General features: G+C 65.2%; 12 protein-coding genes and 2 pseudogenes. 9 read left to right on the top strand and 5 right to left on the bottom strand.

Annotated features, from left to right (window positions below):
- Positions 1–88 precede the first annotated feature (88 nt).
- The 3 genes from guaB (at position 89) to ALC15_RS09180 (ending at position 3,203) form a co-directional block, all read left to right on the top strand.
- A complete protein-coding gene (gene guaB / locus ALC15_RS09190; protein ID WP_050626965.1) occupies positions 89–1,579 on the top strand; it encodes an IMP dehydrogenase in 1,491 nt (496 codons plus the stop codon).
- 213 nt (positions 1,580–1,792) lie between these two features.
- On the top strand, positions 1,793–2,815 hold the full coding sequence (locus ALC15_RS09185) for an NADP-dependent oxidoreductase (RefSeq protein ID WP_050626964.1): 1,023 nt from the start codon (positions 1,793–1,795) through the stop codon (positions 2,813–2,815).
- Between the two features lie 109 nt (positions 2,816–2,924).
- A complete protein-coding gene (locus ALC15_RS09180; RefSeq protein ID WP_430649149.1) occupies positions 2,925–3,203 on the top strand; it encodes a hypothetical protein in 279 nt (92 codons plus the stop codon).
- 10 nt (positions 3,204–3,213) lie between these two features.
- Here ALC15_RS09180 and ALC15_RS09175 read toward each other — a convergent pair whose 3' ends face one another.
- Both ALC15_RS09175 and ALC15_RS09170 read right to left on the bottom strand, forming a co-directional pair.
- The gene (locus tag ALC15_RS09175; RefSeq protein ID WP_050626962.1) at positions 3,214–4,053 is read right to left on the bottom strand and encodes a metallophosphoesterase family protein; all 840 of its coding nucleotides are present in this window, start codon (positions 4,051–4,053) and stop codon (positions 3,214–3,216) included.
- Between the two features lie 138 nt (positions 4,054–4,191).
- Positions 4,192–4,626, bottom strand: a complete 435-nt coding sequence (locus tag ALC15_RS09170) for a hypothetical protein (RefSeq protein WP_050626961.1) — start codon at positions 4,624–4,626, stop codon at positions 4,192–4,194.
- A gap of 158 nt (positions 4,627–4,784) precedes the next feature.
- On the opposite strand from ALC15_RS09170, the gene ALC15_RS09165 reads away from it, so the two are divergent.
- Positions 4,785–5,207 (top strand): MAPEG family protein, encoded by a 423-nt coding sequence (locus tag ALC15_RS09165; protein WP_050626960.1) that lies wholly within the window; start codon positions 4,785–4,787, stop codon positions 5,205–5,207.
- 33 nt (positions 5,208–5,240) lie between these two features.
- A pseudogene (locus ALC15_RS09160) lies at positions 5,241–6,538 on the top strand (RsmB/NOP family class I SAM-dependent RNA methyltransferase).
- A gap of 101 nt (positions 6,539–6,639) precedes the next feature.
- Here the strand turns inward: ALC15_RS09160 and ALC15_RS09155 are convergent.
- On the bottom strand, positions 6,640–7,911 hold the full coding sequence (locus ALC15_RS09155) for an MFS transporter (protein ID WP_063781802.1): 1,272 nt from the start codon (positions 7,909–7,911) through the stop codon (positions 6,640–6,642).
- Positions 7,912–8,020: 109 nt separating this feature from the next.
- Here ALC15_RS09155 and ALC15_RS09150 point away from each other — a divergent pair, with 109 nt between their 5' ends.
- A complete protein-coding gene (locus ALC15_RS09150) occupies positions 8,021–8,473 on the top strand; it encodes a winged helix-turn-helix transcriptional regulator (protein ID WP_050626959.1) in 453 nt (150 codons plus the stop codon).
- 24 nt (positions 8,474–8,497) lie between these two features.
- On the opposite strand, the gene ALC15_RS09145 is transcribed toward ALC15_RS09150, so the two are convergent.
- Together ALC15_RS09145 and ALC15_RS09140 are read right to left on the bottom strand one after the other, a co-directional pair.
- Positions 8,498–8,830 carry a DHCW motif cupin fold protein gene (locus ALC15_RS09145; RefSeq protein ID WP_050627074.1) on the bottom strand — a complete coding sequence of 111 codons (333 nt, stop codon included), beginning with the start codon at positions 8,828–8,830 and terminating at the stop codon, positions 8,498–8,500.
- Positions 8,831–8,944: 114 nt separating this feature from the next.
- Positions 8,945–9,316: a nuclear transport factor 2 family protein gene (locus tag ALC15_RS09140; RefSeq protein WP_050626958.1), complete on the bottom strand. Its 372-nt coding sequence runs from the start codon at positions 9,314–9,316 to the stop codon at positions 8,945–8,947.
- Between the two features lie 137 nt (positions 9,317–9,453).
- On the opposite strand from ALC15_RS09140, the pseudogene guaA reads away from it, so the two are divergent.
- The 3 genes and pseudogenes from guaA (at position 9,454) to ALC15_RS09130 (ending at position 14,225) form a co-directional block, all read left to right on the top strand.
- A pseudogene (gene guaA / locus ALC15_RS09135) lies at positions 9,454–11,051 on the top strand (glutamine-hydrolyzing GMP synthase).
- A gap of 328 nt (positions 11,052–11,379) precedes the next feature.
- Positions 11,380–12,378 (top strand): AAA family ATPase, encoded by a 999-nt coding sequence (locus ALC15_RS46025; RefSeq protein ID WP_244486003.1) that lies wholly within the window; start codon positions 11,380–11,382, stop codon positions 12,376–12,378.
- Positions 12,360–14,225: a helix-turn-helix transcriptional regulator gene (locus ALC15_RS09130; RefSeq protein WP_244486002.1), complete on the top strand. Its 1,866-nt coding sequence runs from the start codon at positions 12,360–12,362 to the stop codon at positions 14,223–14,225. Before ALC15_RS46025 ends, ALC15_RS09130 begins: the two co-directional genes overlap by 19 nt.
- Positions 14,226–14,326 lie beyond the last annotated feature (101 nt).

The following is a 14,326-nucleotide window of genomic DNA, read 5'->3' as shown; positions in this document are numbered from 1 at the left end:
GATTCGACGGTGACGCAGCGAGCGTCGCCGCAGGCGGCGTTCATCCGTAAGACCCATCGCGGCTGCGTCCGCAGATAAGGAGTTGGCAATGGCCACGGGATTTCCGGCTATCCGAGAAGCCTTCACGTTCGACGATGTGCTTCTGAAGCCCGGTCTGTCCGACGTCCTTCCCTCGGAAGTCGATATCCGCTCGCGCGTCACCCGCGCGATCTCGCTCAACATCCCAATCATGGCGTCCGCGATGGATACCGTCACCGAAGCGCGGATGGCGATTGCGATGGCGCAGGCCGGCGGCCTCGGCGTCATCCACCGCAACTTCGATCCGGACGGCCAGGCCGCCCAGGTGCGGCAGGTGAAGAAGTTCGAATCCGGCATGGTGGTCAATCCGCTGACCATCGGTCCCGATGCCACGCTGGCCGACGCGCTGGCGCTGATGAAGGAGAACGGCATTTCCGGCATTCCGGTGGTCACCGGTAGCGCCAAGAACGTGCCGGGCAAGCTGGTCGGTATCCTGACCAACCGCGACGTGCGCTTCGCCAGCGATCCCCGCCAGAAGGTCTCGGAACTGATGACGCACGAGAACCTCGTTACGGTGCGCGAGGGTGTCGGCCAGGACGAGGCGAAGCGGATGCTGCACAAGCATCGCATCGAGAAACTGCTGGTCGTCGACGACCAATATCGCTGCGTCGGCCTGATTACCGTGAAGGACATCGAAAAGGCGGTCGCCCATCCGCTCGCCTGCAAGGATGCGCAGGGCCGTCTTCGCGTTGCCGCCGCCACCACGGTCGGCGAGACCGGCTATGAGCGCACCGAGCGCCTGATCGACGCCGGCGTCGACGTCGTCGTGGTCGACACTGCGCATGGTCATTCGCGTCATGTGCTCAACGCCGTCAATCGCATCAAGCGGCTTTCCAACGCGGTGCAGGTCGTGGCCGGCAACGTCGCCACCGAAGGCGGCGCGCAGGCCCTGATCGATGCCGGCGCCGATTGCATCAAGGTCGGCATCGGCCCGGGCTCGATCTGCACCACCCGGATCGTCGCCGGCGTCGGCGTGCCGCAGCTCACCGCGATCATGGATGCGGTCGCGGCGGCGAAGAAGGCCGACGTGCCTGTCATCGCCGACGGCGGCATCAAATATTCCGGCGACCTCGCCAAGGCGCTTGCCGCCGGCGCCGACATCGCGATGGTCGGCTCGCTGCTCGCCGGCACCGACGAGACGCCCGGCGAAGTCTTCCTGTGGCAGGGCCGCTCCTACAAGGCCTATCGCGGCATGGGCTCGGTCGGCGCGATGGCGCGCGGCTCGGCCGACCGTTACTTCCAGCAGGACATCAAGGACACGCTGAAGCTCGTGCCGGAAGGCATCGAGGGCCAGGTGCCCTACAAGGGCCCGGTCGGCAACGTGATGCACCAGCTCGCCGGCGGCCTCCGCGCGGCGATGGGCTATGTCGGTGCCAAGGACATCAAGGATTTCCACGAGAAAGCCGAGTTCGTCCGCATCACCGGCGCCGGTCTGCGCGAGAGCCACGTCCACGACGTCACCATCACGCGCGAAGCCCCGAACTATCCGGGCGGGGTGTAAGCCACTTCGCCCACGTCATTCCCCGATGCGCAATTGCGCATCGGGGAATGACGACCTTGAGAGTCGGCGCCACTGCCTGTCCGAAATGACGGTCGTCATTTCAAACAACGTTTCAAACAGCTCGACGCGAAAGAACAAAATCCATCTCCCTTGCGGGGAGACGGATTGCATGACTACGTGTGCGCCACGAACCAATCATCCAAGAGGAAAATCATGTCCCAAGGAAAGCGCATCGTTCTGGCTTCGCGCCCGCATGGCGAGCCCACGCCGGCCAATTTCAGGCTCGAGGACTACACGCCGCCGACGCCGGGTGCGGGCGAGGTGCTGCTCCGCACCATCTGGCTGTCGCTCGATCCCTATATGCGCGGGCGCATGAACGACGGCCCATCCTACGCCGCGCCGGTGCCGGTCGACGGCGTGATGGAAGGCGGCACGGTGAGCGAGGTGATCGCGTCCAACAATCCCGGCTTTGCCAAGGGCGATATCGTGCTGTCGCGCGCGGGCTGGCAGACCCATGCGCTGTCCGACGGCAAGGGCCTCGCCAAGATCGATCCGAAGATCGCGCCGATCTCGACCGCCGTCGGCGTGCTCGGCATGCCCGGCATGACCGCCTATACCGGCCTGCTCGAGATCGGCAAGCCGAAGCCGGGCGAGACGGTGGTGGTTGCCGGCGCCTCCGGCGCGGTCGGGTCGGCTGTCGGCCAGATCGCAAAGATCAAGGGGGCGCGCGCTGTCGGCATCGCCGGCGGCAAGGACAAGTGCGACTACGTGACCAAAGAGCTCGGCTTCGATGCCTGCCTCGACCATCGCGACCCGGACTTGGCCGCCAAGCTGAAGGAGGCCTGCCCGAAGGGCATCGATGTCTATTTCGAGAATGTCGGCGGGCCCGTATTCGAGGCGGTCTACCCGCAGCTCAACGCGTTTGCGCGCGTCCCGGTGTGCGGCCTGATCGCGCACTATAACGATCGCGAAGCGCGGGCGCCGAAATGGGCTTCGTCGATCATGTTCGCGATCCTGACCAAGCGGCTGACGTTCCGCGGCTTCATCGTCAGCGACTTCGCCGCCATGCATGGCGACTTCCTGCGCGACATGTCGCAGTGGGTGCGCGAGGGCAAGGTCAAGTACAAGGAGTTCGTGACCGAGGGGCTGGACAGCGCGCCGGAGGCGTTCATGGGCCTGCTCAAGGGCGCCAATTTCGGCAAGCAGCTAGTCCGGGTCGGGCCGGACAAGGCCTGACGCAGGGGCTCCTCAGCTCCCATTCCGGGCAACAAAGTATCAAAAACGCCACATTGGCGGGCTTTTGGGGGCTTTCGGCCCCCATTTGCTTGACGGGGACCGGGAGCAGTTGATTCAATATGGCTATATTTCAGGTGTAGCCATGGTTTTTGAAGCTATTGTTTTTGGGGTCATTCTCCTCGCCGTCGGCTATTGGGCGACGATGTTCATCATGGGGCGCCGCGACGACGTCTTGCATGGAAAATTCGTCGAGGAGGAGCCGGCGGCCGAGCCGCCGCGCCTGATGCGGCACGTGCCTCGCGTGCGGACCGCGCCGCGACCGAACAAGGATTCGCTGCAGGCGCTGCTCACCGTCATCAAGCGGGACCTGCACGACGCCGCGCGATAGCCGCGGCAGCTCAGGCTGCCGGCTGCTTGCCTAACAGGCTGTCGAGGTCGACATCGACCTGACCCTTGGCCCTGACATGGCGCACCTCGAAGCTGTCGGACTGGAAGCGGTACTCGACGAGCCCAACCTCCTTGATGCCGATCACTTCCTGCCGCGCATCGGAAATGATGAAGCCGGCCGAGGGCGCCCAGACGTGCCTGACATGCTCGAACGTGTAGTCGCGGCGCTGGTGCACATGGCCGCTGCCGACCAGACGCCAATCGACCTTGCCGAACATCTCGATCAGGCGGCGGCGCGCCGGCTGCGGCACGTAACGGATCGCGGTCTCGACGCGCTCGGCATCGTAGGGCACGTCGAGATAGAGCGGCTTGTGCACGAACAGCGCGACCGGCCGGCCGACGGCCTTGTCGAGCGTGGCCGCGAGCCAGTCGAACTGCTCGGCCTCGCTGTCGAGGCCGGTGTTCATGATCAGCGAATTCAGCCCGATGAAGCACCAGCCGGCGGCGTCGAAATGCCAGCGGTCCTCGCCGAGCACCGAGGTGAAGGCGCCGCGCGTTTGTTCGGTCGGCAGTTGCGCCGGCACCGGGCCGACCGCGGTCGGATTGTCGCCGATGTCGTGATTGCCCGGCAGATAGAGGCAGTCGACCGGCAGCGCATTGTGCAACTGCTTGGCGAACATCATGTCGTCGCGGCTGGTCGGCCCGTCGAACGAGACGTCGCCGGAGTTGAGCAGGAGATCGGGACGCGTCGCATCGATGTGCTCGCTGACGCGGTGAAAGTTGTCGACGAGCGGCTTGAAGCGGCGCGCGAGGTGGGTGTCGGAGATCTGGGTCAGGCGAAACTGGGGCATGCATCGCTCCTTTCGGCCGGAGCATAGGTCGGCGCGAAGTCGGAACGATGACGATTTCGTCGTGTTATTCGCTGCCCTGTTTGATGCGCTGTTTGATGTCTTGTTTGAAGAGTTTTGTTCGAAGCGTTGGTGTCGAGCCTAGATCGCGAGCTGCATGATCGAGGGCGTCGGGAGGGCAGGCGGCCGGGCGCGGTTTCCGAGCAGTCCGGTGTTGGAATTTGTTCCCGTCACGGCCGGCTGTCCGTCGAGCCCAAGATAGGCCAGCGCATCGTGGCCCATGTCGTAGGCCGCAAAGCCGAGCAGGGCGAGCAGCAGCGCCGCGGCAAGGCTGTGCCTGACGATGTCGCGCGTCGAGCGATAGCCGCTGCGGAAATAGACCGAGAACAGGATCGCGACCAGGAGCGCCGCGGCGACGCCGGCGAGCCCCGACATCACCATGCCGAGCCCGCCATCCGCCGAATCATCGAACCAGCCGATGCCGAGGTCGATCGCCTTCAAGAGGGAGGTGAGGAGATCGCCGAGGGTCGCCGCCGCCTGGGCCGCGCCGTCGAGGATCGGGGTGATGAAGCGCATCGCGTCATCCCTGAGGAACTGAAACCGCCATTGGTCCCGGGAGTTGGTCACCCGGGCTCGGATCATGGTTCAACGGGTTACCGCTTACGCTTCATTGTCAGGGGCGCGTGCGGCGGCTAAGAGGGCGGCCGGGTGCCCGCGGCTGAGGGAGGTTTTTCGTGTCGGTTCAAATGGTTCTATTGCCGGTCTTCATCCAGATTGGGCTCACCTTCGCGCTCCTGTTCGGGATGGCGACGCTGCGCACGCGGACGCTGGCGAGCGGCGAGACCAAGATGGCGGACATCGCGCTGCGCGAGCCGAACTGGCCGGCCCGCGCCACCCAGTTCGCCAACAGCTTTGCCAATCAGTTCGAGCTGCCGGTGCTGTTCTATGTCCTGATCGCCATTGCGCTGCCGCTGCGCCGTGCCGATCTGTTCATCGTGCTGATGTCCTGGGTGTTCGTGGTGACGCGGTTTGCCCATGCCGGGGTGTTCGTCACCTCCAACGACGTGCGGCCGCGCTCGCTCGCCTGGTTCGCCGGCGTGCTGGTGCTGGCGGCGATGTGGCTGTATTTCGCGCTCAGACTGCTGCTGCTGATTTGACGCGCCCAACCAAAAGAGACCCGAAAGAAACCCATGACTCCCGCTGCCCGGCTTTCCGCCGCGATCGAACTAATCGCCACCATCGACGCACAGCGCATTCCGGCGGCGAAGGCGCTGAAGGAATGGGGCACCGCGCACCGTTATGCCGGCTCCGGCGATCGCGCCGCGATCTCCGGCCTGATCTGGGACGTGCTGCGCCGGCAATCCTCCGCGGCCTGGCTGATGCAGGACGACAGCGCCCGCGCGCGCGTGCTCGGCATGCTCAAGCTCGAGCGCGGCATGGATGTCCCGACGATCTCGGCGCTGTGCGACGGCGGCCGCTTCGCGCCGGATCCGCTGACCGCGACCGAAGAGGCCGCACTGGCCTCGCGCACGCTCAAGGACGCGCCGGCCCATGTCGCAGGCGATTATCCGGACTGGCTCGATCCGCATCTGGCAAAGGTGTTCGGCGACGACCGCGCGGCGGAAGCCACCGCGATGGCGAGCCGCGCGCCGCTCGATCTGCGCGTCAACACCCTCAAGGCCAAGCGCGAGAAGGTGCTGCCGCGGCTGTCGCATCTCGGCGCCAGGGAAACGCCGTGGTCGCCGCTCGGCCTGCGCATCGAGCTCGGCGCCGACGCGCGCAATCCCGGCATCCATGCTGAGGAGGATTTCATCAAGGGCGCCATCGAGGTGCAGGACGAGGGTTCGCAGCTTGCTGCGCTGTTCTCGGCGGCCAAGCCCGGCGAGCAGGTGATCGATCTCTGTGCCGCGCCGGCGGCAAGACGCTGGCGATCGCAGCGATGATGCAAGGCAAGGGCCGGCTGATCGCGACCGACAGCGACAAGCGCCAGCTCGCGCCGATCCATGAGCGGCTATCGCGCGCCGGCGTGCACAATTGCGACGTGCGCACGCCGCGCGGCGAGGAGGAGGTGCTGGCCGACATCAAGGCCTCCGCCGACCTTGTCTTGATCGACGCTCCCTGCACCGGCACCGGCACCTGGCGCCGCAATCCCGACGCCAAATGGCGGATGCGTCCCGGCGCGCTCGAGGTGTGGCTGAAGGACCAGGCCGAGGTGCTGGAGCGCGCGGTGCCGCTGGTGAAGGCCGGCGGCCGCATCGCCTACATCACCTGCTCGGTGCTGGCGGAGGAGAACGGCGAGCAGGTTAGGACGTTCATCGCGCGGCATCCTGAGTTCTCGGTGCAGCCGCCGGAGCAGACCGCATCGGTGCTGTGGGACAAGGCCGAGGCGTTTGCCGAGGCTGCGCTGGTATCGGCCGAGGGCCTGCTGATGACGCCGCGCCGCACCGGCACGGACGGATTTTATGTCGCGGTGTTGAAGAAGGCGTGAGCCGCTAGCGTCATTGCGAGGACCGTAGCGACGAAGCATCCATCGTCCCGCGCATGCGGACAGGTGGATTGCTTCGCTTCACGCGCAATGACGGATGACCCCTACGCTTCGGAGCATGCGCCCACCGGCGTCGGCGTCCGGCTCACCACGATCACCCAGAACAGCAGCGCGGCGGCGCTGATCGCAGCACCCAGCACGCAAACGCCGAGCCAGCCGGCCGCCGCATAGGCCATCGTCGAAGAGATCGCGCCGAACCCGGTGCCGATCGAATAGAACACCATGTAGCCGCCGACGAGGCGGCTCGCGGCGTCGGGGCGCGCGGCGACGATCAGGCTTTGATTGGTGACGTGGATCGCCTGCACCGCGAAGTCGATCATCAGCACGCCGGCCAACACCAGCCACAGCGACGTGTGCAGGCAGGCGATCGGCACCCAGCCGGCGAGCATCAACAGCAGCGACAATCCGGTGGTGCGCTGACCCCGGCCGCGATCGGCGAGCTGGCCGGAATTGCGCGCGGCGAGCGCGCCGGCAAGGCCCGCGATCCCCAGCATGCCGATCGTGGTGTGCGACAGCGACAGCGGAGGCGCTGCGAGCGGCAGCACGACCGAGCTCCAGAACACGCTGAAGCTTGCGAAGATCAGCAGCGCGAACACCGCGCGCTCGCGCAGCACCGGCTCCTCGACGAACAGCGCGACCGTCGAGCGCAGCAGCCTTGCATAGGACGATCCGGCCATCGGCTGCGGCGCGTGCCGCGGCAGCGCGCGCGCCAAGAGCGCCGCAAGCACCAGTGTCAGCGCAGCGGAGGTGAGGTAGACCACGCGCCAGCCGCCGAGATCGGCCAGCGCGCCGGCGGCAAAACGTGCCAGCAGGATGCCCGACACCACGCCGCTGGTGACGGTGCCGATGGTGCGGCCGCGGTCGGCGGGGGCGGCCATTGTCGCGGCGTAGGCAACCAGCACCTGGATCACGACCGCGAGGAGCCCGACCAGCACCATGCCGGCGAGCAGCACGGCGGCGTTCGGTGCGGTGCCGACGATGGCAAGCGCAAGCGCCGACAATACGGTCTGGCCGACGATCAACCTGCGGCGGTCCCAGAGATCGCCGAGCGGCACGATCAGCATCAGCCCGAACGCGTAGCCGATCTGCGTCAGGGTCACGACGCCGCCGATGGCGGCCGGCGTGATGGCGAGATCCTGCGCCATGGTGTCGAGCAGCGGCTGCGCGAAATAGATGTTGGCGACGCTGAGCCCGCAGGCGACCGCGAACAGCAGCACCACGGCGGGTGACAGCGCGGCCGCCGTCGCACCGGCGGGCTTTTTGGCCGCCTCATGATCCCGCCCGGCCGGCCTGTCTGCCACAGTCTGGTTTGTCATCATCGGTCTCCACTGCAATCTAGTCTTATAATGAGACCAGTTGCGTTGAATGCTGTCTAGTCCTATTTTAATACCAGTTCGGAATCGTGATCGACGGAGGTGGTGCGGGATGAAGCGGACCGGATTCGCCAAGGCGGACTGCCCGGTGGCGCGCGCGCTGGATGCGATCGGCGACTGGTGGTCGCTCTTGATCGTGCGCGACGCGTTCGACGGCCTGCGCCGGTTCGGCGACTTCCAGAAGAACCTCGGCATCGCCAAGGGCATGCTGACGACGCGGCTGCGCACGCTGGTTGCAACAGGCGTGCTCGAGCAGGTCGCAGCGTCAGACGGCAGCGCCTATCAGGAATACGCGCTGACCAAGCGCGGCCACGACCTGTTCCCGGTCGTGGTGGGCCTGCGGCAATGGGGCGAGGCGCATCTCTACGCGCGCGGCGAGCCGCATTCGGTGCTGCTGGACCAGGCGGGGCAGGCGGTCGGACAACTGGTGCTGCCGTCGAAGAGCGGCAAGCCGCTGGGCTGGGCGGACACCAAGGTGAGGAAGGTTGCGGCGCGGAAGCGGTGAGCCGTGGGCTCGTACGACCTCAGCTCAATCCACAATAAACAGCGTTGCGCCGGTCGCCGTCGACGAACGGTGCGCGGCGTCGCCGAAATCGGAGACCTGGTAGCTCATGCCGGGCTTCAGCGTGAATTTGCGGCCGTCGCGCAGCTCGGTGTCGAGCTCGCCCGCGACGACATAGAGCACGTGGCCGCGGTCGCACCAGTGATCGGCGAGATAATCAGGCGAATATTCCACCATCCGCACCCGCAAATCGCCGATGTTGAGCGTGCGCCACAGCGCCTGCCCGGTCTCGCCGGGATGCACTGAAGGTTCGACGTTGCTCCAGTCCGTGACGGTGAAGGGCAGGGTCGGGATTTTCATGATGCGTAGGTCCTGGTCTTTACTTGCCTTCGGGTTTGCATCCTCAAACGTCGGCGTCATCCCCGCGCAACGGCGAAGCCTTTGCGCGGGGGTGACGGTAACTACGCAGCAACCTCAATGCACCGGATGGTTCGCCGAACCCTGCCTGATCTTGCCCTGATCATCGAGCCGCAGATACTCGCAGATCTTCTTGCCGCGTTCGTTCTGGTAGAACACCACGACGCTGTCGGGCGAGACATAGAGATCGATCAGCTCGAAATGCAGCTCGGGCAGTTTGGCGAGCGCAGCGCTCCAATAGGCCCGCAGCTGCGCCTTGCCGCGCACCGTGCCTGACGGGCCGAAGCCGAACGCCGGAATCCGGTCCGAGGTCATCTCGGTATCATCGGAATACATCGCCAGCACGCGCTCGAGGTCGCGCGCGTTCCAGGCGGCGATCCAGTCGCGGCCGAGGGCTAAGAGGCGGGACGGGTCGTGAAAATCCGGCATTGGTTTCCTCCTTGTTGCGTATGGCCAAATTAGGTCAATAATACTGACCTATATCGATTTGTCCATGCCCAAAGAAGAATGTGGGCGCAACGCTGGCCGCGGTTGCGGGGGCGGGCGCTGTCGCGTATCTGCTTGCCATGACAGCCCAGCACACAGACCGTGAATCGTCGGCGCCCTCGGTGGCCTCGGCGCATGACAAGATTCTGATTGTCGATTTCGGCAGCCAGGTGACGCAACTGATCGCCCGCCGCGTTCGCGAGATGGGCGTCTATTCCGAGATCGTCCCGTTCCAGAAGGCGGAGGCCGCCTTCAAGGAGATGAAGCCGAAGGCGGTGATCCTCTCCGGCGGTCCGGAATCGGTGCACGAGACCGGCTCGCCGCGCGCCCCGCAGCTGATCTTCGAGTCAGGCGTTCCCGTGCTCGGCATCTGCTACGGCCAGATGACCCTGGCGGCCCAGCTCGGCGGCGAGGTCGAGGGCGGGCATCACCGCGAATTCGGCCGCGCCGACGTGGAGGTCAAGACCGATAGCTGCCTGTTCGACGGCCTCTGGAACCACGGCGAGAAGCACCAGGTGTGGATGAGCCATGGCGACCGCATCACCAAAATGCCGCCCGGCTTCTCCGTCGCCGGCACCTCGCCGAACGCGCCGTTCGCGATCATCCAGGACGAGAAGCGGAAGTATTACGGCCTGATGTTCCACCCCGAGGTGGTGCACACGCCCGACGGCGCAAAACTGCTGCGCAATTTCGTGCGCAAGGTGGCGGGGCTGACCGGCGACTGGACCATGCGCGCCTTCCGCGAGGAAGCGATCGAGAAGATCCGCGCCCAGGTGGGCACCGGCAAGGTGATCTGCGGCCTCTCCGGCGGCGTCGATTCCGCCGTCGCGGCAGTGCTGATCCACGAGGCGATCGGCGACCAGCTCACCTGCGTGTTCGTCGATCACGGCCTGCTGCGGCTCGACGAGGCCAGGACCGTCGTCGACCTGTTCCGCAACCACTACAACATCCCGCTGGTCCATGTGGATGCGTCGAAAGAATTTCTCGGCGAGCTCGCGGGGGTCACCGACCCCGAGGTGAAGCGCAAGACCATCGGGCGCCTGTTCATCGACGTGTTCGAGGCGGAAGCAAGAAGATCGGCGGCGCGGCGTTCTTGGCGCAGGGCACGCTCTATCCCGACGTGATCGAGAGCGTCTCCTTCACCGGCGGACCTTCCGTCACCATCAAGTCGCACCACAATGTCGGCGGCCTTCCGGCACGCATGAACATGAAGCTGGTCGAGCCCTTGCGCGAGCTGTTCAAGGACGAGGTGCGCGTGCTCGGCCGCGAGCTCGGCCTGCCCGAAGTGTTCGTCGGCCGCCACCCGTTCCCGGGCCCGGGCCTTGCGATCCGCTGCCCCGGCGACATCACCAGGGAAAAGCTCGACATCCTGCGCAACGCGGATGCGGTTTATATCGACCAGATCCGCAAGCACGGCCTCTATGACGCGATCTGGCAGGCCTTCGCCGTGCTGCTGCCGGTCAAGACCGTCGGCGTGATGGGCGACGGCCGCACCTACGAATACGTCGTCGGCCTGCGCGCCGTCACCTCGACCGACGGCATGACCGCCGACTTCTACCAGTTCGACATGAAGTTTTTGGCCGAGACCGCGACACGCATCATCAACGAGGTGAAGGGCGTTAACCGGGTGGTGTACGACGTGACGTCGAAGCCGCCGGGGACGATTGAGTGGGAGTAGGGGCCGGCTAGCGTCGCGCAGCTTAGCGAAGTTTTCTCGAGTTGCTCTCGCTTCCTTCGCGTTGAGCATTCTGACTGAATAGTGAGCTTGGCTTATCCCAGTAGACGTCCGAGATCTATAGCGCCTCCACCGATGAAGTATCGCAGCGTGCTCGATCGTGCAGAAGGGGTGAGCGCTCAAAGCCTGGTTTGCAGCACCGGTAGCTCTAGGCGCTAAGCAGAATTGCTTGCCTTGTATCGATTGTCCTATGGCGGTACCAGTCGGGGCCGGGTTAATGGCGATTGAGCCGAATGCGCTCCTGCCCTTGGTTTCCAGTCCATGGTAACGTGTGGCTTCGGTCGATCTCAAGGGGTGCCGTCTCACCGACGACTATGTCATGGCCACGCCGGCGAAAAAGGCAAATTTGCTGCGAAAAGGCCACGCGGGTGCTATCCCTGCGTCCCTCGTCTTGCGCGGCCGAAAGCAAGACATTGCCCTGATCAATCGATTGATCGAACGGATCGACCAAGGTGGATCCACACTCGTGATCAGCGGCGAGCCCGGGATCGGGAAATCTACGCTCCTCGATGTGGCCAAGCATAGAGCCAGTGAACTCGGTTTCTCCGTCCTGAGCATGACCGGCGTGCTGGCAGAAGTCCACCTGCCATTTGCAGCACTCGAGCAAGCCCTGCGTCCACTCATGAAACGGGCCGTGCGCTTGGTCCCTCGCCAGCGATCGGCCTTGCTGGCCGCCTTTGGCATGCACGATGACACGGCGGCGCCCGATATCTTCCTGGTAGCACTAGCGACGCTGTCTCTCCTGACCGAGAGGACGACGCGCGGGCCTCTGCTTCTTGTTGCCGATGACGCCCAATGGCTCGATCAAGCGACCTTTGACGTGCTGGCCTTCATCTCGCGCAGATTGAGTTCAGACCCCGTTGTTCTCCTGGTGGCTATGCGCGATGATTTCAACAATTCGCTCGGCGACACCTCCACGCTAAGGCTGCGACTTTCAGGACTTGACCACGTTGATGCCGAGAACCTGCTCGATGCCAATGCGCCCGGTCTTCCGGCAGAGCTGCGCAGCCGCTTCCTCAAAGAGGCTTCGGGCAATCCTCTGGCCCTCGAGGAGCTGCCCCGCGGAGAGCGAGCCACGGAGGCCGGCGATGGACCTTGGCTTCCTTTGACAGGCCGCCTGGAGCGTGCCTTCTCAAGTCGCCTGTCCGACCTTCCGCACAGCGCGCAACTGCTGTTATTCGTGGCAGCGGAGAACGACGGGACATCGCTTCACGAAATCCTCTCCGCCGGCGAAGCGTGTTGGGCGAGCGAGTGGGAATCGATATCCTGATGCCGGCAGTCGCCGCCAAGCTGATTGAGATTAACGGAACGGAGGTGCGGTTTCGGCACCCGCTCGTTCGCTCCGCCATGCATCAGGCGGCTGATCTGGCGACGCGCCAGAGGATCCACGCTGCGCTCGCGGCCACCATTCAGGATCAACTCGATCGCCGATTATGGCATCGTGCCGCCGCCACCATCGGGCCCGACGACGAGCTCGCGCGCGAATATGACCGAATGGCGGCGCGGGCGCTGCGGCGAGGGGCCGTGGCCATGGCGATCGAGATTCTGGAAAATGCGGCGCGGCTGAGTAGCACAGCAAGAGCCAAGAGCGACCGGCTCCTGCGTGCGGCCGAGCTCGCCGCTGATCTGGGCCAGCCGGAGCTCATGGAGCGGCTGCTGCGTCAGGCCGACACCGACGAATCCGATCGGCTCGCGCCAGCCCGGATCGCCTGGTGTCGCGAGATCAGCCAGCCTCCGGCGGTCCATGATCCCGCGAAGATACTCGCCTTGATCGGGTTCGCAATCGATGCTCATGCCGCCGGCGCGACCGATTTGGCTGCCAATCTCCTCTGGCGCGCCGCGCAGCGCTTTTGGTGGGGCGACGCAAGCGATGAACTCTGCGCAAAGCTTCTTGCCGCGGCAGATCGGCTGGAGCTGCCTGAGGCTGATCCTCGCCTGATCGCGATATTCGCTTACCTCGAACCGCTGCGGCGGGGGGGCGATTTATACTTCAAGCTCCAGACGCTTGCCGGAACGGGGCATGCTGACCCCAGCGTCGCGAGGATCCTCGGCAGCACCTCCAACGTCATCGGGACTTTCGACATCAGCGCCAACTTTCTCGCTGAGTCGAGCGCCGCATTGCGTGCGCAGGGACGCCTCAGCGATCTGGCGCGTGTGCTCTTCGCGCAAGGCTGGGCAGAGACGGAAGTCGGCGACTGGACGGCAGCCTTGAGGGAAGCGGAGGAATCCGCTCGCCTTGCCGAAGAAACGGGCGGGCTTCCCTGGGTTGCCGCAGCCACGATCCTCAAAGCCAAGCTTGCAGGAATGCGGGGCGAGCCAGAGCAGTCCGAAGCGTATGCGGCGCAGGCGGAAGCCCTGGCCCTGTCCGTTGGCGCCAGTTTCTTGCTCGCGATGTTGCAACTCGCGCGAGGCATTTCGGCAATCGGCGCGGGTCGACATTGGGAGGCTTTCGAGCATCTACGGCGGCTTTTTGCTCCCGCCGATCCAGCCTTCAATGCCGGTCTTCAGTTCTTCGGCGTCGCCGATTTCGTGGAAGCGGCGGTTTTCTCCGGGCACCCGGAGGCGGCCGCCGGCGTCATCGACGAGATGGAGCGTGTCTCGGCTCCGATGCCGGTGCCATGGGTCGGGACGATGCTCCAATATGGCAAGGCGCTGCTCGCGGCGCCAGACAAAGCCGAACAGTACTTCCTGCAAGGTCTTGGGCCGGCCGCGAAGAAGTGGCCGTTCCTGCGTGGTCGTCTTCTCCTGGCTTATGGCGGGTGGCTGCGCCGCCAGCGCAGATCGGCGAACGCAAGGGCCCCTTTGCGTGAGGCACGTGACATCTTCGATGCGCTCGGCGCTTCCCCGTGGGGCGACCGTGCCCGGGAGGAATTGCGGGCTTCGGGCGAAACCAGCCGTCGGCGAACCGAGCAGGCGTGGGAAAAGCTGACCCCGCAGGAGCTGCACATCGCGCAACTCGCCGTCGAAGGCCTTTCGAACAAGGAAATTGGCGCCAAGCTCTATTTGTCGCACCGAACCGTCGGCTACCACCTGCACCGGATCTTCTCGAAAGCCGGAATCACGTCGCGAGCCGGACTACGTCCGCTTCTCACCAGCATCAGCCCTCCCGCAAGCTGACCGCGGATCTGTCATCGGACTGGTCATTTGACAGAAGCGGCAGCCCGTCCTCACGGGCTACCTGTGCGGCTGTGTGCAACACCCCCAAGCAAAGCTGACCA

This window comes from Bradyrhizobium viridifuturi, from assembly GCF_001238275.1.
GTDB classification, from domain to species: domain Bacteria; phylum Pseudomonadota; class Alphaproteobacteria; order Rhizobiales; family Xanthobacteraceae; genus Bradyrhizobium; species Bradyrhizobium viridifuturi.
This window is presented reverse-complemented; position numbering and strand designations above follow the sequence as displayed.